Here is a 19,845-nt window from a genome sequence, read left to right as displayed (position 1 = left end):
GACCTCAAGTCTTGCCCCGCCCCTGCAGACGCCTTCGCCGGCAAGCCGGCTCCTACAACAGCCATCCTGCGACCCCGCAGCCGATAACCACCAGCCAGGGCGGGAGTTTCCAGTACATCAGCGTCACCAGCGCGACCAATGCCAGGGCGAAGTCTTGCGCCTGGACAATGGCGCTGGTCCAGACCGGCTGATACAGCGCGGCCAGCAGCAGACCGACCACCGCCGCATTCACCCCGGCCAGGGCGGCCTGGGTGCGTAAACTGCGGCGCAAGCGCTCCCAGAAAGGCAACACGCCCATGATCAACAGAAAGGCTGGCGCGAAGATCGCCAGCAGGCAGATCACGCCGCCGATCCAGCCAGAAGGGGTGAGGTTCATCGACGCGCCAAGGAACGCGGCGAACGTAAACAAAGGTCCGGGCACCGCCTGGGCGGCACCATACCCGGCGAGGAAGGCATCATTGCCGACCCAGCCGCTGGGCACCACCTCGGCTTGCAGCAGGGGCAGAACGACGTGCCCTCCGCCGAATACCAGCGATCCGGCCCGGTAGAAGGCATCCACCATCGCCACGGTTTGATTGGGCAGCACCTGGGTCAGGAGCGGCAGGCCCACCAGCAATGCGAGGAACAGCGCCAGCCAGATTGCCCCGGTCCGGCGTCTGATCGTGATCGGCAGTGGATCGTGGCCGGCACGATGCCCGGGCTTGAACAACAGGAGGCCAGCGACGGCCGCGGCAGCAATCACGCTGACCTGGCCCCAGGCGGACGGTTCGAGCAGGGCGACGCACGCCGCGATCGCCATGAGGGTGACTCGCGGCGCGTCCGTGCACAGGTTCCGCGCCATGCCCCAAACCGCTTGCGCGACCACCGCGACGGCCACCACCTTGAGGCCATGCAGTGCGCCGGGGGAAATGGCCGTGCCAAATCGGGAAATGCCCAGTGCAAACAGGATCATGGCCATCGCCGAAGGCAGCGTAAAGCCGGCCCAGGCCGCCAGCGCGCCGCCGTATCCCGCCCGGGACAACCCCAGCGCGATGCCGACCTGACTGCTCGCCGGCCCCGGCAGGAATTGGCAGAGCGCGACCAGGTCCGCGTAACTGCTTTCGCTCAGCCAGCGTCGACGTGTGACGAACTCATCGCGGAAGTAGCCCAGGTGCGCAATGGGGCCCCCGAAGGAGGTCAGCCCGAGGCGCAGGAAGATCAGAAACACCGACCACGCACTGCTGCGGTCATCGGCACGCGCGTTGGCCATGTATTCGCCTTCCTGATGAATGGGTCCGGTTCAATCATCGAACGACGATAGCAGGATTGGATGACTGTAAAAGGTGCTCCCTTTCGAAGCGACTCATCCTTATATGCCGTCGTCCTGAGCATGGCCTACGCTTATCCGCAGGCCAGGCTTCATTGAACAGCGACTGCGCCCTGATCGATGTTCAGCCGGCAACTATAAAAACAATGCAATCGGGAGACAACTCATGTCCGCTTTGTTCCATCGATTCAATCGTTACCTTGCAGCCGGCATTACTGCTGCGGCCCTTGCAGCGCCGGCTTTCGCGCTGGACACCGTCAAGTTCATGGCCCCAGGCTCCGTGGGTGGCGGTTATGACCAGACCGCCCGGGTGCTGGGCAAAGCCCTGGTCGAGGCCAAAGCGGCGAAATCCACCACCTTCGAGAACAAGGGCGGCGCAGGGGGAACCCTGGGGCTGGCGCAATTTGCCAACAGCACTAAAGGCGATCCGAATGCGCTGCTGGTCGTCGGCGCGATCATGGTGACGGCCATTGAACAGAACAAACCGCAGATCACCCTGAAGGACGTGACACCGATTGCGCGGTTGTTCACCGAGTACAACGTGCTCGCGGTACGCAAGGAATCCGAATTCAAGACCCTGGAAGACTTGCTCAAGGCCTTTAAAGACAAGCCGACCAGCATCTCCTGGGGCGGTGGTTCCAAGGGGTCGATCGATCACATCGGGATTGCCGAGCTGGCGGGCAAAATGGGGGTGCCGGTCAACAAGGTGAATTACGTCGCCTTCGCCGGTGGCGGTGAAGTCGTTGCCCAGGCCTTGGGCGGTCAGATCAAGGTGATTACCGGCGGTTATGCCGAACTTGGCCAGTACATCAGGAACGGCCAGTTCCGGGTGCTGGCCATCGGCGCGCCCGAGCGTGTGGCCGGCATCGATGCACCGACGCTCAAGGAGAGTGGCTACGACGTGACGATCGGCAACTGGCGCGGCGTTTACGGCGCCGCAGGCCTCACGCCCGAGCAGCGCAAAGAAGTGACCGACGCGGTCGTGGCCGCCAGCAACAGCAATGTATGGAAAGAAAATATCGAAACCAACAAATGGTCACCCAACGTCCTGACCGGCGATGAGTTCGGCAAGTTTGTCGACGAAGAGCACGTGCGGCTGCGTGCGATGCTGGTCGAGGTCGGGTTGGTTGCGAAATGACTCAGATACGCAGGATTGGGCCGACGCAACTGGCGATTGGCCTCGGCGTGATTGCCATCAGCGCAGTGCTCGCGTTCGGCGCGTATCGGTTTCCCCCCGAGATGGGGTTCGTCATCCTCGGGGCGCACGTCTATCCCTTTGCCGTCGCGGCATTTCTCGGCGCCGTGGGCCTGTTGCTGAGCTACCAGGCGGTCACGGGCGGCTTTCGCGACCTGGCCGACCACAACGACGAGTCGGCAGGCGTCGTGCCCGGCGGAAAAGCCGGTGCGGCCTGGGTCACGGCGGGGCTTCTGGGGGTGGCCTTGCTCATCAACTTCATCGGGTTCGTGTTGGCGGCCGCCTTGTTGTTTACCTGTTCGGCACGGGGTTTTGGCAGCCGCAGTCCGGTGCGCGATCTCGCCATCGGCATGGCCCTGACGCTGCCGATCTACTGGTTGTTCAATGCCGGCTTGGGGGTTTCCTTGCCGCCCCTGGTCAACGCCTGGATTTGAACCGGGCCGAAGGAGATCGATACGGTGGACATTCTCGCAAACCTGGCGATGGGGTTTTCCTCGGCACTGACGCCGATCAATTTGATGTATGGGTTTATCGGCTGTCTGTTGGGCACTGCGATTGGTGTCCTGCCGGGAATCGGACCAGCGCTGACGGTGGCCTTGCTGTTGCCGATCACCGCCAAGGTCGATCCTACCGGAGCCTTGATCATGTTTGCCGGTATCTATTACGGCGCTCAATTCGGCGGTTCGACCACCTCCATCCTGCTCAATACCCCGGGTGAGTCGTCGTCCATGGTCACCGCCCTGGAAGGCAATCTCATGGCCCGCAACGGCCGGGCGGGACCGGCCCTGGCAACGGCGGCGATCGGCTCCTTCGTGGCCGGCACCATCGCGACCATACTGCTGACCCTGTTTGCTCCTCTTGTGGCCAAACTCGCGCTCAAGTTCGGTCCCGCGGAGTATTTCGCGATTCTGGTGCTGTCGTTCACCACAGTGTCTGCGGTGCTGGGGGCGTCGATGCTGCGAGGCTTTGCCTCATTGGGGATCGGTCTGATCGTCGGTTTGATCGGCCTGGACTCGACTTCGGGCATAGCCCGATACACCTTGGGGGTCCCCGAGCTGGTGGATGGCATCGAGGTGGTGCTGGTGGCGGTCGGGTTGTTTGCGGTGGGGGAGGCCTTGTACAGCCTGCTTTATCAAAAAGAAGCAGAAGCCGGCCGGCACCGCTTGACCTCGTTGTGGATGACCCGCTCTGACTGGAAGCGCTCGGTGCCCGCCTGGCTGCGAGGAACGCTGATCGGTTTTCCCTTTGGCTCGATCCCGGCCGGTGGCGCCGAAATTCCGACCTTCCTGTCCTATTCGACCGAACGCAAACTCAGCAAATACCCGAAGGAATTCGCCGCCAGCAAAGGCGAGGGCGCGATCGAAGGCGTTGCCGGCCCCGAAGCTGCGAACAACGCGAGCGCTACCGGTTCGCTGGTGCCCCTGCTGACGCTCGGCATTCCCACATCTGCCACCGCGGCGATCCTGTTGGCCGCGTTCCAGAACTACAACCTGCAACCGGGGCCGATGCTTTTCGAGACCTCGGGGGCCCTGGTCTGGACCCTGGTGGCCTCGCTCTACATCGGCAACGTCATCCTGCTGGTGTTGAACCTGCCACTGGTGGGCCTCTGGGTGAAGCTGCTGCAGATTCCCCGGCCGTATCTGAACGCCGGCATTCTGGTGTTTGCCACCATCGGTGTGTACGGCATGCGCCACTCTTCCTTCGATCTGTTGCTGATGCTGGCGATCGGTTGGGGTGGGGTGCTGATGCGGCGCTTCGACTTCCCCGTCGCCCCCGTGATCGTCGGCATGCTGTTGGGGCCGATGGCTGAAAAGCAACTGCGTAACGCCTTGTCCATCAGCGAGGGGGACTGGACGGTGTTTCTGACGCAACCGATATCGGCGGCGTTCCTGGCGCTGACGTTGCTGGTGCTGCTGGTGCCTCATCTGCTGCATGCGCGGGGGATCAAGTTGCATGAGGATGATTGAGACGCCAGTGGTGCAGGGAGCTTGCAGTCAGGCCTTGACCCAGCGTTGACGGCTCCAGCTGCTCAAGGTGTCGACGGCGAATACCAGGATCAGCATGGCCAGGATCACCGTGCTGGCCTGGGCTTCCTGGAACAGGCTGAGACTGACATAGAGCATTTGCCCCAAGCCACCGGCGCCGACGAAGCCAAGCACGCTGGCCATGCGGATATTGTTTTCCCAGCGGTACAGAATGTAGGCCAGCAGCTGTGGCAACAGGTTGGGCAGGGTGCCGTAACAGAACGCCCAAACGGCATTGCCACCCTGCAGGCGGATGGCGTCGGCGGGTTCGGGCGGGGTGTTTTCCAGCGCTTCGGCGAACAGCCGACCGAGCACGCCGGTGGTGTGCAGGGCCAATGCCAGGGTGCCGGCATTGGGCCCGAGACCGGCGGCAAGCACCATCAACGCGGCCCACACCAGTTCCGGCACCGCGCGCAGGGCATTGAGCATCAGGCGCGACGCGCTTTGCAAGGGCCAGCCAAAGCGCCCGGCCGCGGGCAATGCCAATAGCAGACCGAAGACCGCCGCGAGCAGGGTGCCCAGGGCTGACATGGCAATGGTTTCCAGGGCGCCATGACCGATGGCTTGCAGATGGCCCGGGCTCAGGTCCGGACTGAGGAAACGCTGGGCATAAGCGCCCATCCGGTCCAGGTTGCCGCTGCCGCCGAGCTCGCCGAGATCGATGCCCAGATAGATGAACGAAGTGACGACCGCGGCGCCGATGCATAACAGCAGGATCAGGTTCACCAGGCGATTCATGTCAGCCTCCAGCGCAGCAGGCGGCTGAGTTGATCGGCGAGCAATACCAGCACCAGGAACGTCAACAACAAACCGGCCACTTCACCACCGGCGAACATGCGCAACGACAGGTCCATTTGCTGGCCCAGGCCACCGGCGCCGACGAAGCCCATCACCACCGAGGCGCGGATGGCGCATTCCCAGCGGTACACCGTGTACGACAGCAACTCCGCAGCGACATTGGGCAGGATTCCGTAGCTAAAGGCCGCCAGCCGACCGCTGCCGGACTGCAGCAGCGCGTGGGCCGGGCGTTGGTCGACGGATTCGAAAATCTCCGCGTAGACCTTGCCCAACATGCCGCTGTAGGTAATGGCAATGGCCAGCACCCCGGCCGTCGGGCCCAGGCCGACGGCGCGTACGAACAGCAGGGCCCAGACGATTTCCGGCACGCTGCGCAGGAAAATCAGCAAGCCGCGTACCGGCCAGCGCAGCAGTCGGCCCCACAAGCCCGGGTGGCCGGCACGGGAGGCCGCGGACAGCGACAGGGCACGACTGGCCAGCAGGCTGGCGGGGATGGCCAACAGCAAAGCCAGCGCCATGCCGGCCGTGGCGATGGCCAGGGTCTGCAGGGTGGCTTGCACCAACAGCTCGATGAACGCTTCGTCATGGGCGGGCGGCCAGAAGGCCGACACGAACTTGCCGATCTCGCTCTGGCTGTCACTGGCGACCAGTACGCCCAGGTCCAACTCGCTGAAGTGGATGCCTGGCCATAGCAGGACAAGGGCCAGCAACGTGAGGAGCAGGCGGGGGCGGGTGGCGGGATCTCGGGTATCGCGTGTCAGCATCGGGGAATCTGCACAACCAGGGGGGCCGGAGGAACAGGCGACGACTGCAATTGCTCATTGGCGTAGAGCTTGTCGAGCAGCTCGCGGTCGACGGCATCGGCGGGCAGGTCGAACAGAATCTGCCCGTCACGCAAGCCGATGATCCGCGAAAAATGCGCCAGGGCCAACTCCACCGCATGCAGGCTGGCGACCAGGGTGACGTTGTGTTCCCGGGCATGGCGGCACAGCACCGACAGCGTGTGCTCGGCCAATACCGGATCCATGGCCGATACCGGCTCATCGGCCAGCAACACTTCGGGCGCTTGATACAACACCCGGGCGATGCCCACGCGCTGCAGTTGTCCGCCGGACAGTTGCTGGCAATGCTCGAACAACTTGTCGCCAAGGTCCAGCCTGGCCAATGCCGCGCGTGCACCCGGGATATCCAGCGGATGCAGCAGGTTCAGCAGGCTCTTGCCCAGGCCCCACTGGCCCAGCTTACCGGCCAGGACCGCGGTGACCACGCGCTGGCGCGGTGGCAGCGGGGGCGCTTGATGAATCAGGCCGATGCGTGCGCGCAGCCGCTGGCGCTGACGGGCAGACAGCTGCCAGGCGCGCTCGCCGAGTATCTGCAACTCGCCGCTGCCCGGTCGCAGGGCGGTGGCCAGCAGGTTGAGCAGGCTCGACTTGCCCGCCCCGGACGGGCCGATGATGGCGACCTGTTCCCGTGCTGCGATGTGCAGGTCCACATCCTGCAGCGCCTGGACGCCGTTGGCGTGGGTAAGGCTGACCTGGGTCAGATGCAACGTCATTTGAGCAGATCGGCGGCGCGTGCGGCCTCTTCGATGCCCTTGTAGTTTTCAGGGCTGGTTTCGATGAATCGGCTGGCGGCCTGCAGATCGAGGATTTCCTTGTCCTTTGGCTTCGCCGGATCGAGCGCGAGGAAGGCCGCCTTGATCTTCGCCGCCAGCGCCGGGTCGAGGGTCCCGCGCACCGTCCAGTTGTAGTCGAAGTAGGCCGGGGTGGTGGCAAACACTTTGACCTTGGTGGTGTCGACCTTGCCGGCATTGACCAGCTTTTCCCAGACGCTGGCGTTCAGCACACCGGCGTCCACCTTGCCGGCCTGGACCCAGGCGACGGTGGCGTCATGGGCACCGGAGTAGCCCACTCGACTGAAGTACGTTTCCGGCTTGATGCCGTCTTTAAGCATGAAATAACGCGGCATGAGGCTGCCCGACGTCGAAGACACCGAGCCGAAGGCAAAGGTCTTGCCCTTGAGATCGGCCAGCGACTTGACCGCCGGGTCGGCGGTAATGAATTTGCTGGTGAATTGAGCGTCCTGCTCGCGCTGTACCAGCGGTATGGCATTGCCGGTTTTCAGGCGGGCCTGCACGAACGTGAAGCCGCCCAGCCAGGCCATGTCGATCCGGTCGGTCGCGAGCGCCTCGACCACGGCCGGGTAGTCGCTCACGGGAACGAACTCGACCTTCATGCCTAATTGCTGTTCCAGATAAGCGCCCAGCGGCTTGAACTTGCGCAACAGTTCGGTGGGCGCTTCATCGGGAATGGCGCTGACTTTCAGGGTGTCGGCGGCCTGGGCCAGCAGGGTGCAAAAAGTCAGGGTCAAGCCAACGGCCAATGCCAAGGGGCGTTTGAACATGAAGAATCTCCGGTGCATTAACGCAAGAATGTCGAGGCGCCGGGCACAAGTCGTTTGCTGCACGGCGCTTGGTGAGGGTAGACGAAATGGAACGATAATGACCGCCTCGGGCCCAATTGCCATCCATGTTCCTGGGTGGCAATCAACCCAAGGCGACCGGGCTTGCCCGGTCCGCCAGCCAGGTCAGCTCTGACAAAACCGGATCCGGTTACCGAAAGGGTCGTAGACTTCCAGCACTTGCCCCCAGCCCTGCTGGACAATATCCGGACGGCCGTAGCCATAGCGTTTGGCTAGCAATTCATCCCGCAGCCCTTCGATATTGTGCATGGGCACAAATACCGTGGCCCCGGGGCTCGCATCCCCATGATGTTCGGACAGATGCAGTTGCAGACCGTCCCGGCTGATCCCCAGGTACAGCGGTAGACCGGTTTCGAACCGGTGCTCGAATTCGACGCTGAAACCCAGAAAATCCAGATAAAACTCCCGCGCCTTGGTTTCGTCGAACATCCGCAATATCGGGATGGGTTTGTCGAAGGTAATCGCGGGAGGGGTGCTTTCCTGGGGAAGCATCGCTGACGCGGTGTGCTGAGCTGCCCAGTGTTTCATCTCTTCGGCAATGAAGTGATTCACCAGATCGCTGTACATTTTCTCGATCGCATCCGGGCTCAGGCCTTCGGCTTCGGCCCATTCGCGACGTGTCGCCAGCATCGTCTTCAATCGCTCCGGGGCACGCACCGAGGTCGCCGATGTCTTGAACTTCGAGGCAGCCAACACGTAGTGGAAGCGCTTGCCTAACAGTTTGATAACCGTCTGGTCGAGGGCATCGATTTCCCGCCGGATGTCCTCCATGCCTGCGCACTCGGAAGGTTGTAATGGGATGATGACTTCCATGTAGGTGAGCTCCTTTTATTGAAAAGATCGGGGGGCCTTGCGGATGCATTCTCGGCGTTACTTAATGCAGCGAGCGATGATCGTTGGAATCGCTGGTAATGTCGACTGGAAGCTGCGGGACGAGAACAAAGCGTCTGCCATGTCCTTTTGGCGGCATCTACTGGCTTATTGGCGTTAGCCGGTCAGCCGCAGGCGGGTTACAGTCGTCGCTACGTTCCTGGCGCCCGGATGATGCTTATGACCCGCCCTCGCTTCTTGCCTGACAACTTCACCCTGACCTTGATTGGCGTGGTGGTTCTCGCCAGTATCCTGCCCGCCAGCGGTGAAATAGGTGTCGGCTTTGGCTGGCTGACCAACATAGCCATCGGCCTGCTGTTTTTCCTGCATGGCGCCAAACTGTCGCGCGAGTCGATCATTGCCGGTGCAGGCCACTGGCGTCTGCATCTGCTGGTGTTCGGCCTGACCTTTGTCCTGTTCCCGCTGCTCGGCCTGGCGCTCAAACCCTTGTTGTCACCGCTGATCGGCAACGATCTGTACATGGGCATGCTTTATCTTTGCGCACTGCCGGCCACCGTACAGTCGGCGATTGCGTTCACCTCCCTGGCCCGTGGCAACATTCCGGCGGCGATTTGCAGTGCGGCGGCGTCCAGCCTGTTCGGGATCTTTCTCACGCCGTTGCTGGTGTCCTTGCTGTTGGATGTGCACGGCGAGGGCGGTTCGACCCTCGATGCGATTGTGAAAATCAGCGTGCAACTGTTGCTGCCATTCATTGCCGGACAGATCGCCCGGCGCTGGATCGGCGCCTGGGTTGCGCGCAACAAGCACTGGCTGAAGTTCGTCGATCAGGGCTCGATCCTGCTGGTGGTCTACGGTGCGTTCAGCGCTGCGGTGGTCGAAGGCATCTGGCATCAGATTCCGCTCTGGGCGCTGGCCGGGTTGGTGGTGGTGTGCTGCCTCCTGTTGGCGCTGGTGCTGCTGATCGCCACCGTGTCTGGCAAAATCCTGGGCTTCAATCAGGAAGACCGCATCACCATCCTGTTCTGTGGTTCGAAGAAAAGCCTGGCGACCGGTGTGCCGATGGCCCAGGTATTGTTCGCCGGCAGCACCCTGGGTGTGTTGATCCTGCCGCTGATGCTGTTCCATCAGATTCAGTTGATGGTGTGCGCGGTATTGGCGCAGCGCTTTGCCAACCGCTCGGAAACGGTCGCCGAACTGATGGGCCAGGTTGATCCCTGATCCTTCAGCCTTCAAATGGCCCTTCGCGGACAGCCTCGCTCACTCGACAGGAATGACCGGCGGCTTGTTCTGTTGCTTCAGCAGGAACACCAGGAACTTGGCGCTTTTTTCCTTGCTGGCGTTGCGCCCCACCGTATGGATATCCCTGGGGCCTTCGTGGAAGCTTTGCCCCGGGGTCAGAGTGACTTCCTTGCCGCCCGCCACGCCCATGACGACTGAGCCCTCGAGCACATAGACGAATCCATGGGCGTCGTGTCGATGCACCGGGTCCGCGCCGCCGGGTGGGTACTCGACCGTTATGATCAGCACTTCCTTGCCCGGATAGTCGGGAAGTGCCTGGACCATGACCGGGCTGACGACAGGGGGTGGCGCAGTGGTCTGGCCTTGGGCTGAAAGAGCTATTCCAGGCAACAGAGTGAGCAGGGCAAGCAAATAACGGGATCGCATGAGACTCTCCTGATCTTGCAAGGGCCGTAGGAGCAAGCTTGCTCGCGATGGACGTTAACGATGACGCGCCGGTGCTGGATAAACGCGTCGCCCTTGAGACCATCGTCGGAACGCCGCCCGGAGCAAGCTCGCTCCTACATGTGTCAGGTGTCAGCCGAGGAGCGAGCATGCCCCATGGCCCGCCTGTCAGCAGTGTGCGGAGCCGCTCTTGAGCCATGCCCCGAAGCGGGTCGGCCCGATGATCGGATTGGCCCCCGGGGTCAACGACTGGTCGTCGATCGGCGCTCCATAGTAGGTGGCGGTATCGTCGGCAATCACTTCGCGCGGATCCTGGTTGTGCTGCAGATAGGCTTTGACGAACGAGACCAACGGCTGGCGGTCGGGACCGGCCACTTCCGCGGTCTGGCCGCTGGGCGCTGCCACGGCAATCTTCGCCAATGCCGCCGCGACATCGGCCGAGGCAACCGGCTGCAGTGCAGCGGTGGTCAGGCGCACGGTGTCGCCTTTTGCGCCGGAGTGTGCGATGGGCCCGATGAACTCGAAAAACTGCGTCGCCCGCAGGATCGAGTAGGGCACCCCGGATTCCTTGATCAACTGCTCCTGGGCCATCTTGCCCCGGAAGTATCCGCTGTCGAGCATCCGTTCCGTGCCCACGACCGAGAGTGCGACGTGGTGTTTGACCCCCGCGGCCTTCTCTGCGGCGAACAGGTTACGCCCGGAGGTCTGGAAGAACTCCAGCACGGCGGCATCTTCGAACGAAGGTGAGTTGGCGACGTCGACGACCACGTCGGCCCTTTGGAGCGCGGCCTGCAGCCCTTCGCCGGTAATGGTGTTGACCCCGGTGTTCGGCGAGGCTGGCAGGACATCGTGTCCCTCTTCGCGCAAGAGGTTGCACAACTGGGTGCCGATCAAGCCCGTTCCGCCGATGACGACTATTTTCATGAGAGTGCCTCCGTCTGCAGGGTGTGCCGGAGAAGGTGTGGCCCGCGCTCGCGGGTGCAGGTGCAATCAATGCCTGCAGCGGACGCCTGTCACACATTTCGAAAGTCGCGGCGTCCTGTGAACAAGCCGCATTGACTGCCAACTTAGGGCGGGCGCCTAATGCTGCCAAGGACATAAATCATCGGATTTCGGCCATGCCCCGTCATGTCGGTTTTCTGGTCTACCCAGGTTTTATGTTGCTGGATCTGAGCGGGCCGCTTGAAGCCTTTCTGATGGCCAGCCAGCTGTCATCCGGCAATTACCGACTCACTGTCACATCACTCAATGGCGGATTGGTAACCAGCGCCGGTGGGCTGGCCGTGGTGACCGAGGCATTGCTGCCAGGCTCCTTCGACACCTTTATCGTGGTCGGTGCACCCGAGCCGCCGCAGGGCGAACCGGCGGCAGAGCTGGCCGCGACCATCCGCGAAATCTCCGAGCGCTCGCGACGCACCGCCAGTGTGTGCACCGGCACTTTCCTGCTGGCTGCCAGCGGCCTGCTCGACGGTCGTTCGGCAACCACCCACTGGTATTACGCGCCGCAATTGCGGATGCGTTATCCGGCGCTGTGCGTGGACGGCGATCACATCTGGACCGAGGACGAAGGCATGTGGACCTCGGCCGGCATGTCGGCGGGCATCGACATGAGCCTGGCCATGATCGAACAGGACCTGGGCAAGGACATCGCGCGCTTGGTCGCGCGCATGCTGGTTGTCTACTGCCGACGACCTGGCGGCGATTGCCAGGTCTCATCGCTGGTGGATGTCGACCCGGGGTCGGATCGCATTCGTACTACCCTGAGCTTCGCCCGCGAACACCTGCACGAAAATCTCTCGGTCGAGCGTCTGGCGCAGATCGCGAACCTGAGTGTGCGCCAGTTTGGCCGGGCGTTCGCCTCGTCTATCGGGGTCACCCCGGCACGGGCGGTCGAACGCCTGCGCGTGGAGGCGGCACGACCCCTGGTGGAGGATGGGCGGCAAACGTTCAAGGAGATTGCGCGCCTGAACGGGTTCATCAATGCGGGCCGCATGCAGCAAAGCTTTCTGCGGGTCGTTGGACGCACACCGCTGGAACTTAGGCGCTACGCCCGAACGCAAGCCCCTACTCGACAAACGCTGTAGAGCCCGCCACCCACACCATCACCCGCGCTTGGGCAACTTCCAGTCTGGCCGGATGAAATGGCAGGTGTAGCCATTGGGATAGTGTTGCAGATAATCCTGATGCTCCGGCTCGGCTTCCCAAAACGGTCCAGCAGGCACAATCTCGGTGACCACCTTGTCGGGCCAGAGCCCGGAGGCATCGGCGTCGGCCACGGTTTCTTCGGCCACGCGCTTCTGTTCGTTGTCGAGATAGAACAGGGCAGAGCGGTAGCTGGCTCCTATATCGTTGCCCTGACGGTTTTTGGTCGTCGGGTCGTGGATCTGGAAGAAAAACTCGAGGATCTGGCGATAGCTGATCTGCTGCGGATCGAACTCGATCTCGATCGCTTCGGCGTGGGTGCCATGGTTGCGATAGGTGGCATTGTCGACATCACCGCCGGTGTAACCCACCCGCGTTGACACTACGCCGGGTTGGCGCCTGATCAGATCCTGCATACCCCAGAAACAACCACCGGCCAGAACGGCCTTTTCGGTTCGCATCGTCATTTTGCGCTCCATCCCATCAGTCAGTGTTGGCCGTTGCACACGCTTGTCGGCATGCGCTTGCCGGGCCGTCGAGTATTTACCCAGGCCTGTGTGAGCGTCAATTTCATCCTTGGGGCCGGCCATAGTATTTTTGCTTCCAGCCGCGGTTTTTCATGAAGGAAATCGGTCTAAAAATCGGGTTCAACGCGTCGCGCTTCTTTGCTACTCTGAAGTTGTAGGTGAAGACGCAGACTGATGCGCAAAGCGGATAGCGAGGAAACGTGGGGCGCGTTCCGAAGGGTACACGGTTAGAAAGATCTCCGCGCTGAGATCCAGCCCTTATGCCGTGTGAAGCAGAAGCGCACAAAACGCTTCTGTCAGAGTCCTGATAAACCTTGTAAGCCAGAGACCAGCGCTGGCCACCTACTCAACTTTTACTCACTAAGCCCGCCTTGTGCGGGCTTTTTCGTTGGTGCGGCGGATGGGCATATTTCAACGAATTTCATGTATCGTCAGCCTTCAAAGGATATTGTTGCCCCCAGGGAGATGGCATGATGTTGACCCCCGAACGCTTGATCGAAATCGCCATGACCAATCCGGCCAACGCTGAGATTGCGCGGCGCTTGCCTGCACTCGGCCTGAACCAATGCATGTTGACCGCAGGCTGCCTGTTTCAGGCGGTCTGGAATCAACAAGCCGGCCATCCCGTCGCCTGGGGCGTCAAGGATTACGACGTTTTTTACTTTGACGAAGACGTGTCCTGGGAGGCTGAGAATGAAGTCATCAACCTCGCGCGCCAACTCTTTCATGACCTTGACGTGAGCCTTGAGATCAAGAACCAGGCACGGGTTCACCTTTGGTACGCCCAGCGGTTCGGCAAGGCTTACCCCAGGCTTCAGTCGGCCAAGGATGGGATCGATCGTTATCTGGTCGCGGGGACGTGCATCGGGTGGGATGTGCTGACGGGCGAGGTGTATGCGCCCTACGGTTTGAGCGATGTCGAAGAAGGCCTGTTGCGGATCAATCCGCGCAATCCTCAACCCGATTTATTTGAACACAAGGCCCTGAGTTATCAGGCCCGCTGGCCTTGGCTGAAAATCGTCACCGATGAGGATGTTTCTGTTATGAAATGAAGAAAGAGGACGCGTCTCAAATAACGCGTCCCCCTTCATCGATCAAACATCAGAAACGGAAAGCCTGTCGGCCAACCAACAGCCATTGGCCTTTCTGTTTCTGCCAGATCTGGAAGTTCTCGATTTCCGTAGGCACCACCTCAGTCCCCTTGAGGGCCTGGGCCGAGAAGTGGTGACGAACCAGCGCTACATCACCGGACAGGGTGATGGTCTGGTTTTGCATTTCCAACGTCTTGAACGCGCTTTTGCCGGTTTCGATATCGGCGATGAACGCTTTCTTGTCCTGGATCTTGCCGCTGGAATGCCCGTAGGTCAGGTTGTCCGCAGTTAGTGCTTGCAGCTGCGCAATGTTCTTCTTCAGCATGGCTTGAGTCAGGTGGTCGACGGCTTGCGCGACCTCGTTCTCGCCCGGGGAAGGGGCTGCCGCTACGTAGCCACTGAAGAGGCACAGAAAACCAATCAGCAGTCTGGTTCGTTTCATGGGTGTTTCCTTGTTGTTGTGGTTGTCGGGAGCGACGATCATTAACTTAACTCATCGGTCGTCGTACAACCTAGCATGGGTTGCGGAAAAACCGAACTTGCAGGCCGGGCTTTTCTCGAAGTTAAGGAGCCGTTGATGGTTCCGGCCATTAGAGAAGAACGCCTGTAATGAACAAATCGATCAGTGCCAGCGATCTCGGTATTCATCTGCAACATGCAGACGAAGGCGCCTTGTTCAAATGGTTTATTGCCAGCTTCCTGATGGGCAAGCGCATTCAAGCTGAAATCGCCGCCCAGGCCTACCGCGTCATCGTTGAACGACACGGGCGTGATACCGCGCGCAAGCTGGGCGGCTGTACCCATCGGCAACTGGTTTCGATGTTGGGTGAAGCCCATTACGTGCGCTACGACGAGACAACCGCAACGCGCCTGTTGAACCTGTGTAAAAAACTCAGCGAGGAATACGCCGGCAAGATCGGCCACATTCAGGCGGCCAGCGGGGATCGCCAAGTCTTCGAAAAGCGCTTGCTCGAGTTCGACGGGGTAGGGCCCAAGACCGTGGAGATTTTCATGCGCGATGCCGCGGCGGTGCTTTATTGAACCAGGCGAATCAAGTTCCGGCGGTGTACGTCGGGTGCGCCGGCTGGAGCCTGCCGCGAGAACACTGGTCGAAGTTTCCTGAGGACGGCACACATCTGCAGCGGTATGCCTCGCAACTCTCGGCCGTTGAAATCAACAGCTCCTTCTATCGTCCCCATCGGTCGCAGACCTATTGCCGCTGGGCGCAGTCGGTACCGGCGACGTTCCGGTTTTCGGTCAAGGTGCCCAAACTCATCACCCACGTTCAGCGCTTGCAAGGCTGCGAGCTGTTGCTGGACGAATTTCTATCCCAATGCACGGCGCTGGGTGATGCCTTGGGTTGCCTGCTGGTGCAGTTGCCGCCGTCGCTGGCTTACGACGAAAGCGTTGTCGCGGCGTTTTTCCAGGCATTGCGGCAACGTTACGCCGGGGCGGTGGTGCTTGAGCCGCGGCATGAGAGCTGGCTGGACGCAGACGCTTTATTGATCGAGCAGCGAATAGGGCGGGTCGCTGCCGACCCATCGTCCATCACCGGCGGCGATACTCCGGGCGGGTGGTCGGGGATTCAGTACTGGCGCTGGCACGGCTCGCCGCGCATTTATCACAGCGACTACGACCTGAGTCGATTGGAAGCGTTGGCGCGGCAGGTGCAAAACCCGGGGCAGGCGGGCACGACCCGCTGGTGCATCCTCGACAACACCGCAAGCGGGTTTGCATTGAGCAACGCGCTGACGTTGCAGGCACTTCTGGGCTGCGAGGCCAAGCTGTGACAAACCGGGCGTTAGGGGGGCTTGTCGCTGGCAAGCCAGGCGCCCACAGGTGTTCTTTCAGCCCTGAACATCATGCCGTCGACCTCTGCAGTGGTCGGTGCGTTCGCCAGCCTGTTGCTGGTTTTCCTGTGTGGGAAACGCGCAAAAACAATCGATGACGACCGCATGTCGTAAAAGACACGGGCGTATGGAAATAACCCTCAATTAGCGCCCGGTACAGTCGATAACCCGTCCAGAGAAGCCCTCCGCGCAGGGCTTTATCCATCTGACAGGGAACCACAAAGTGTCGATAAAAATACGCTTGCTGTTGTTGATTGGCACCGGACTGCTCACCGCCTTGATCATGAGCCTGGTCAGCTACCTGGGGAACGCGCAGATGGCGCAGGCGGTGAATGACAATGAGGTCAGCATGACCGCGCTGCGCAACCACCTCGAAGGCGACATGATGCACGACGCGTTACGCGCCGACGTGCTCGCCGCGATGCTGGTCGGGCTGGGCAAAAGCACCAGCAGCGCCACTGAAGTGCGCAGTTCCATCGAGGAACATGCGGCACACTTTCGTGAAGTGCTTGGTGAAAACCTCAAGCTGCCGGTTCACGCCACGCTCAAGGCTAGCCTGGACAAGGTCAAGCCGAGCCTTGATACCTACATCAATGCCGCCGAACGCATCGTCGGGCTGGCACTGGTCAATCCGGATGCCGCACAAAAAGAACTGGGCAGCTTCAATGCTGCGTTCAGCCAGCTCGAAGACCAGATGGCCGCGCTCAGCGAGCTGATCGAAACCGACACTCAACAAACCAGCGCCGGTACCGCGCACGTCATCAGCAACGCCAGGTTCGCCATTGGCGGCATGCTCATCGCCAGCCTCCTATTGCTGCTCCTCCAGGGTCGCTGGGTGATCCTGAGCATCATGGGCCCGTTGCAGACCGCCAGCCGCATTGCCGACAGCATCGCTCATGGCAACTTGAGCGAACCTATCGTCGAGCCCGCCCGCAACGACGAAGCCAGTGCGCTGATTCGTAGCCTGGCAACCATGCAGCGTGACCTGCGCGGCATGATCGAGGCGGTTCGCAGCAACGCCCATGGCGTGAGCGGCATGAGCCAGCAATTGAGCGACGGCTGTCATGAAGTCGCCGGCAGCAGCCAGCAGCAAAGCGCAGCAGCCAGCACCATGGCGGCGGCCGCCAGCGAGATGACCGCCAGCATCGAGGAAATCACCCGGCACGCCGAGCGGGCGCTGAACATGGCCAACCAGGCGGAGTCCCTGGCCAAGGATGGCGGGCGGGTGATCCATCAGGTGGTCAACGATATGGACGGCATCGCCCGTTCGGCCCAGCAATCGGCCCAGGTGATTCGCACGCTGGACAAGGAATCCGAAGGTATCTTCAGCATCATCCAAGTGATCAAGGGCATAGCCGATCAAACCAACCTGCTGGCGCTGAACGCCGCTATCGAGGCTGCTCGCGCCGGCGAACAGGGCCGGGGTTTTGCCGTGGTGGCCGATGAAGTGCGCAGCCTGGCGGGACGCACCAGCGCCTCCACCCAGGAAATTGCCACCATGGTCGCGCGTATCCAGCTCAGCACCCGCGAGGCGGTGACCAGCATGGAAGCGGGCGTGGCCCAGGTCGATAAAGGCATGGCGGTCACCGCCGACGTCGAACGCGCCATTCGCGAAATCCTCGACGCTACGCTGAGTACCACGCAACTGGTCAACGACATCACCCGTACCATCGGTGAACAAAGCCTGGCCAGCAACGAAATCGCCCATCAAGTGGAAATGATCGCCGGCATGTCCGAGGGCAACAGCCAGGTCATCGGCCGCACGGCGTCGACCACCGATGAACTGTCGACGCTGGCGGGCAAGCTGTCGCAGTCGGTGGATCGGTTTCGGCTTTGAGATAGTGCGCCGGCGGGCGGTGTAATGCATCGAGACGATGGCTCCCGCCTGGCGTTTGCGGTGGCCACAAATTTTGTGAGCGCCGCAGGGATCCAAGTGGGAGCGAGCTTGTTCCGGGCGGCGTTCCGACAAAGACGTCGGCCCTGACAACGTTGCCCTGCTAGAGATACTTATCCGTCACAGCGCCTTCCGAGGCGCTGGACACGGTCTTCGCATACTTGGCCAAGACCCCGCGCTTGTACTTCGATTCCGGCCGCACCCAGCGGGTCTTGCGCTCGGCCAGCTCGGCGTCGGACACGTCGACCATGATCTGCCGGGTTTCAGCATCGATAGTGATCCTGTCGCCGTCTTCGATCAGCGCAATCGGCCCGCCTTCGAAAGCTTCCGGCGTAATATGCCCCACCACGAAGCCGTGTGACCCGCCGGAGAAACGGCCGTCGGTAATCAACGCCACATCCTTGCCCAACCCCTTGCCCATCACCGCCGACGTCGGCGAGAGCATTTCGCGCATGCCGGGCCCGCCCTTGGGGCCTTCGTAGCGGATCACGATTACGTCGCCAGCCTTGACTTCGCCATTGAGAATGCCCGTCAGCGCGCCTTCCTCACCGTGATACACCCGAGCGGTGCCTTCAAAACGCAGGCCTTCCTTGCCGGTGATCTTGGCCACCGCGCCAGTGGGCGACAGGTTGCCGCGCAGCACCACCAGGTGCGAGTCCTTCTTCACCGGCTGGTCGAAGGGCAGGATCACGTCCTGGCCTTCGGGATAGTCAGGCACGTTCTCCAGATTCTCCGCCAGGGTCTTGCCGGTGACCGTCAGCACATCGCCATGCAGCATGCCGGCAGCCAGCATGCGCTTCATCAACGGCTGAATGCCGCCGATGGCCACCAGTTCGCTCATCATGTACTTGCCGCTGGGGCGCAGGTCGGCCACCACCGGCGACACCTTGCCCAGCTCGACGAAATCATCCAGGGTCAGCTCGACATCCACCGCATGGGCCATGGCCAACAGGTGCAGCACCGCATTGGTCGAGCCGGCGAGGGCAATCACCACCCGTATCGCGTTTTCAAATGCCTTGCGGGTCATGATGTCCCGCGGCTTGAGGTCCAGCTTGAGCAGTTCCATCACCTGCTGGCCGGCGCGGAAACTGTCCGAGGCCTTGTCGCTGCCCACCGCGTCCTGGGAGCTGGAACCGGGCAGACTCATGCCCAGCGCCTCGATCGCCGAGGCCATGGTGTTGGCGGTGTACATCCCGCCGCAGGAGCCGGGCCCGGGAATCGCTACTTCCTCGATCTGCTTGACCTGGATCTCGTTGATATCACCCCGGGCATTCTGGCCGACCGCTTCGAACACGGAAATAATGTCGGTGTGGCCGGCACCGGGGCGGATGGTGCCGCCATAAACGAAGATGGAAGGGCGATTGAGCCGCGCCATGCCAATCAGGCAGCCGGGCATGTTCTTGTCGCAGCCACCCACGGTCACGAGCCCGTCAAAGCCCTCGCAACCGGCGACGACTTCAATGGAGTCGGCAATCACCTCCCGCGACACCAGGGAATATTTCATGCCTTCGGTGCCATTGGCGATGCCGTCGGAAATGGTGATGGTGTTGAAGATCACGCCCTTGGCGCCGGCGGCATTCGCGCCTTTTTCCGCTTCGACCGCCAGCTTGTCGATGTGCATGTTGCACGGCGTGACCATCGCCCAGGTCGAGGCGATGCCGATCTGCGGCTTCTTGAAGTCCTCGTCGGTGAAGCCCACGGCGCGCAGCATGGAGCGGCCGGGCGCGCGTTCCACACCGTCCACCACTTGAGAGGAGTATTTGCGCAAATCGACCTTATCGCTCATGACAGTTCCTCACCGGCTCAACAGAAAAATCAGGATCAGTATAGTGGCGCCCGGCGCCCGTGCCCGGACCATCGAGTCGGGAACAGACGCGCGGGTTTGCCATGTCGTGATATTCTTTGCAATAACTTGCTTTGACCTATTCAGTTTGCGTGTCCGAAAGACGCGCCAACAGAATCACTGTCGCTCAAGAAGCTGAGGCCAATAATGATAAGAAGTCAGTTCAGCAGGGACATATAA

The 19,845-nt window shown here is 61.5% G+C and carries 19 protein-coding genes and 3 pseudogenes; 10 read left to right on the top strand and 12 right to left on the bottom strand.

Annotated elements, in window-relative coordinates:
- Positions 1-52 precede the first annotated feature (52 nt).
- A complete protein-coding gene (chrA, locus tag J2W17_RS09590) occupies positions 53-1,249 on the bottom strand; it encodes a chromate efflux transporter (RefSeq protein ID WP_307332896.1) in 1,197 nt (398 codons plus the stop codon).
- A 223-nt stretch (positions 1,250-1,472) separates the two neighbouring features.
- Between chrA and J2W17_RS09585 the strand changes: the two genes are divergently transcribed.
- Genes J2W17_RS09585 through J2W17_RS09575 form a run of 3 tightly spaced genes read left to right on the top strand, consistent with a single transcriptional unit; the run spans position 1,473 to position 4,468 of the window.
- Positions 1,473-2,444, top strand: a complete 972-nt coding sequence (locus tag J2W17_RS09585; protein WP_307332892.1) for a tripartite tricarboxylate transporter substrate binding protein — start codon at positions 1,473-1,475, stop codon at positions 2,442-2,444.
- On the top strand, positions 2,441-2,935 hold the full coding sequence (locus J2W17_RS09580; RefSeq protein WP_307332889.1) for a tripartite tricarboxylate transporter TctB family protein: 495 nt from the start codon (positions 2,441-2,443) through the stop codon (positions 2,933-2,935). Before J2W17_RS09585 ends, J2W17_RS09580 begins: the two co-directional genes overlap by 4 nt.
- A gap of 24 nt (positions 2,936-2,959) precedes the next feature.
- Positions 2,960-4,468 (top strand): tripartite tricarboxylate transporter permease, encoded by a 1,509-nt coding sequence (locus J2W17_RS09575; protein ID WP_307332886.1) that lies wholly within the window; start codon positions 2,960-2,962, stop codon positions 4,466-4,468.
- A gap of 27 nt (positions 4,469-4,495) precedes the next feature.
- Here J2W17_RS09575 and phnE read toward each other — a convergent pair whose 3' ends face one another.
- From phnE to J2W17_RS31100, 6 genes and pseudogenes are all read right to left on the bottom strand, one after another.
- Positions 4,496-5,263, bottom strand: a complete 768-nt coding sequence (gene phnE, locus J2W17_RS09570; RefSeq protein ID WP_307332882.1) for a phosphonate ABC transporter, permease protein PhnE — start codon at positions 5,261-5,263, stop codon at positions 4,496-4,498.
- Positions 5,260-6,087 carry a PhnE/PtxC family ABC transporter permease gene (locus J2W17_RS09565; protein ID WP_307332879.1) on the bottom strand — a complete coding sequence of 276 codons (828 nt, stop codon included), beginning with the start codon at positions 6,085-6,087 and terminating at the stop codon, positions 5,260-5,262. Before J2W17_RS09565 ends, phnE begins: the two co-directional genes overlap by 4 nt.
- Positions 6,081-6,878: a phosphonate ABC transporter ATP-binding protein gene (locus J2W17_RS09560; RefSeq protein ID WP_307332876.1), complete on the bottom strand. Its 798-nt coding sequence runs from the start codon at positions 6,876-6,878 to the stop codon at positions 6,081-6,083. The genes J2W17_RS09565 and J2W17_RS09560 overlap by 7 nt, the downstream gene beginning before the upstream one ends.
- Positions 6,875-7,726 (bottom strand): putative selenate ABC transporter substrate-binding protein, encoded by an 852-nt coding sequence (locus J2W17_RS09555; RefSeq protein WP_307332873.1) that lies wholly within the window; start codon positions 7,724-7,726, stop codon positions 6,875-6,877. Before J2W17_RS09555 ends, J2W17_RS09560 begins: the two co-directional genes overlap by 4 nt.
- 183 nt (positions 7,727-7,909) lie before the next feature.
- Positions 7,910-8,311 (bottom strand): annotated as a pseudogene (locus J2W17_RS31105) (glyoxalase superfamily protein); the annotation flags it as partial.
- Positions 8,306-8,617, bottom strand: a pseudogene (locus J2W17_RS31100) (isochorismate lyase); the annotation flags it as partial. The pseudogenes J2W17_RS31105 and J2W17_RS31100, both read right to left, overlap by 6 nt.
- A 237-nt stretch (positions 8,618-8,854) precedes the next feature.
- On the opposite strand from J2W17_RS31100, the gene J2W17_RS09545 reads away from it, so the two are divergent.
- On the top strand, positions 8,855-9,853 hold the full coding sequence (locus J2W17_RS09545) for a bile acid:sodium symporter family protein (RefSeq protein ID WP_307332866.1): 999 nt from the start codon (positions 8,855-8,857) through the stop codon (positions 9,851-9,853).
- Positions 9,854-9,892: 39 nt separating this feature from the next.
- Here the strand turns inward: J2W17_RS09545 and J2W17_RS09540 are convergent, their stop codons facing one another.
- Together J2W17_RS09540 and J2W17_RS09535 are read right to left on the bottom strand one after the other, a co-directional pair.
- Positions 9,893-10,300, bottom strand: coding sequence for a cupin domain-containing protein (locus tag J2W17_RS09540; RefSeq protein WP_307332863.1), 408 nt, complete (start codon positions 10,298-10,300; stop codon positions 9,893-9,895).
- A 186-nt stretch (positions 10,301-10,486) separates the two neighbouring features.
- Positions 10,487-11,242, bottom strand: coding sequence for an SDR family oxidoreductase (locus tag J2W17_RS09535; protein WP_307332860.1), 756 nt, complete (start codon positions 11,240-11,242; stop codon positions 10,487-10,489).
- A gap of 194 nt (positions 11,243-11,436) precedes the next feature.
- Between J2W17_RS09535 and J2W17_RS09530 the strand changes: the two genes are divergently transcribed.
- The gene (locus J2W17_RS09530; RefSeq protein ID WP_307332857.1) at positions 11,437-12,402 is read left to right on the top strand and encodes a GlxA family transcriptional regulator; all 966 of its coding nucleotides are present in this window, start codon (positions 11,437-11,439) and stop codon (positions 12,400-12,402) included.
- Between the two features lie 18 nt (positions 12,403-12,420).
- On the opposite strand, the gene msrA is transcribed toward J2W17_RS09530, so the two are convergent.
- The gene (gene msrA / locus J2W17_RS09525; RefSeq protein ID WP_307332854.1) at positions 12,421-12,927 is read right to left on the bottom strand and encodes a peptide-methionine (S)-S-oxide reductase MsrA; all 507 of its coding nucleotides are present in this window, start codon (positions 12,925-12,927) and stop codon (positions 12,421-12,423) included.
- Positions 12,928-13,457: 530 nt separating this feature from the next.
- Between msrA and J2W17_RS09520 the strand changes: the two genes are divergently transcribed.
- On the top strand, positions 13,458-14,039 hold the full coding sequence (locus tag J2W17_RS09520; RefSeq protein ID WP_307332850.1) for a nucleotidyltransferase family protein: 582 nt from the start codon (positions 13,458-13,460) through the stop codon (positions 14,037-14,039).
- Between the two features lie 49 nt (positions 14,040-14,088).
- Here J2W17_RS09520 and J2W17_RS09515 read toward each other — a convergent pair whose 3' ends face one another.
- Positions 14,089-14,520: a nuclear transport factor 2 family protein gene (locus J2W17_RS09515; RefSeq protein WP_307332847.1), complete on the bottom strand. Its 432-nt coding sequence runs from the start codon at positions 14,518-14,520 to the stop codon at positions 14,089-14,091.
- Between the two features lie 167 nt (positions 14,521-14,687).
- Here J2W17_RS09515 and J2W17_RS09510 point away from each other — a divergent pair, with 167 nt between their 5' ends.
- The 4 genes and pseudogenes from J2W17_RS09510 to J2W17_RS31090 all read left to right on the top strand — a co-directional run bounded on the left by J2W17_RS09510 (position 14,688) and on the right by J2W17_RS31090 (position 17,765).
- On the top strand, positions 14,688-15,119 hold the full coding sequence (locus J2W17_RS09510) for a DNA methylase (RefSeq protein ID WP_307332844.1): 432 nt from the start codon (positions 14,688-14,690) through the stop codon (positions 15,117-15,119).
- On the top strand, positions 15,116-15,868 hold the full coding sequence (locus tag J2W17_RS09505; RefSeq protein ID WP_307332840.1) for a DUF72 domain-containing protein: 753 nt from the start codon (positions 15,116-15,118) through the stop codon (positions 15,866-15,868). Before J2W17_RS09510 ends, J2W17_RS09505 begins: the two co-directional genes overlap by 4 nt.
- Before the next feature lie 283 nt (positions 15,869-16,151).
- A pseudogene (locus tag J2W17_RS31095) lies at positions 16,152-16,907 on the top strand (MCP four helix bundle domain-containing protein); the annotation flags it as partial.
- Positions 16,902-17,765 carry a methyl-accepting chemotaxis protein gene (locus J2W17_RS31090; protein WP_373459970.1) on the top strand — a complete coding sequence of 288 codons (864 nt, stop codon included), beginning with the start codon at positions 16,902-16,904 and terminating at the stop codon, positions 17,763-17,765. The pseudogene J2W17_RS31095 and the gene J2W17_RS31090, both read left to right, overlap by 6 nt.
- Before the next feature lie 160 nt (positions 17,766-17,925).
- Here the strand turns inward: J2W17_RS31090 and ilvD are convergent, their stop codons facing one another.
- Positions 17,926-19,608: a dihydroxy-acid dehydratase gene (gene ilvD, locus J2W17_RS09495; protein ID WP_307332834.1), complete on the bottom strand. Its 1,683-nt coding sequence runs from the start codon at positions 19,606-19,608 to the stop codon at positions 17,926-17,928.
- Positions 19,609-19,845: the final 237 nt, after the last annotated feature.

It is taken from the genome of Pseudomonas lini (assembly GCF_030812475.1).
GTDB classification, from domain to species: domain Bacteria; phylum Pseudomonadota; class Gammaproteobacteria; order Pseudomonadales; family Pseudomonadaceae; genus Aquipseudomonas; species Aquipseudomonas lini_A.
This window is presented reverse-complemented; position numbering and strand designations above follow the sequence as displayed.

Excerpts from the sequence above, each read along its gene's own strand:
- chrA (WP_307332896.1), bottom strand. The coding sequence starts at position 1,249 with ATGGCCAACGCGCGTGCCGATGACCGCAGCAGTGCGTGGTCGGTGTTT.
- J2W17_RS09585 (WP_307332892.1), top strand. The coding sequence starts at position 1,473 with ATGTCCGCTTTGTTCCATCGATTCAATCGTTACCTTGCAGCCGGCATT.
- J2W17_RS09580 (WP_307332889.1), top strand. The coding sequence starts at position 2,441 with ATGACTCAGATACGCAGGATTGGGCCGACGCAACTGGCGATTGGCCTC.
- phnE (WP_307332882.1), bottom strand. The coding sequence starts at position 5,263 with ATGAATCGCCTGGTGAACCTGATCCTGCTGTTATGCATCGGCGCCGCG.
- J2W17_RS09565 (WP_307332879.1), bottom strand. The coding sequence starts at position 6,087 with ATGCTGACACGCGATACCCGAGATCCCGCCACCCGCCCCCGCCTGCTC.
- J2W17_RS09560 (WP_307332876.1), bottom strand. The coding sequence starts at position 6,878 with ATGACGTTGCATCTGACCCAGGTCAGCCTTACCCACGCCAACGGCGTC.
- J2W17_RS09555 (WP_307332873.1), bottom strand. The coding sequence starts at position 7,726 with ATGTTCAAACGCCCCTTGGCATTGGCCGTTGGCTTGACCCTGACTTTT.
- J2W17_RS09545 (WP_307332866.1), top strand. The coding sequence starts at position 8,855 with ATGACCCGCCCTCGCTTCTTGCCTGACAACTTCACCCTGACCTTGATT.
- J2W17_RS09540 (WP_307332863.1), bottom strand. The coding sequence starts at position 10,300 with ATGCGATCCCGTTATTTGCTTGCCCTGCTCACTCTGTTGCCTGGAATA.
- J2W17_RS09535 (WP_307332860.1), bottom strand. The coding sequence starts at position 11,242 with ATGAAAATAGTCGTCATCGGCGGAACGGGCTTGATCGGCACCCAGTTG.
- J2W17_RS09530 (WP_307332857.1), top strand. The coding sequence starts at position 11,437 with ATGCCCCGTCATGTCGGTTTTCTGGTCTACCCAGGTTTTATGTTGCTG.
- msrA (WP_307332854.1), bottom strand. The coding sequence starts at position 12,927 with ATGACGATGCGAACCGAAAAGGCCGTTCTGGCCGGTGGTTGTTTCTGG.
- J2W17_RS09520 (WP_307332850.1), top strand. The coding sequence starts at position 13,458 with ATGATGTTGACCCCCGAACGCTTGATCGAAATCGCCATGACCAATCCG.
- J2W17_RS09515 (WP_307332847.1), bottom strand. The coding sequence starts at position 14,520 with ATGAAACGAACCAGACTGCTGATTGGTTTTCTGTGCCTCTTCAGTGGC.
- J2W17_RS09510 (WP_307332844.1), top strand. The coding sequence starts at position 14,688 with ATGAACAAATCGATCAGTGCCAGCGATCTCGGTATTCATCTGCAACAT.
- J2W17_RS31090 (WP_373459970.1), top strand. The coding sequence starts at position 16,902 with ATGCAGCGTGACCTGCGCGGCATGATCGAGGCGGTTCGCAGCAACGCC.
- ilvD (WP_307332834.1), bottom strand. The coding sequence starts at position 19,608 with ATGAGCGATAAGGTCGATTTGCGCAAATACTCCTCTCAAGTGGTGGAC.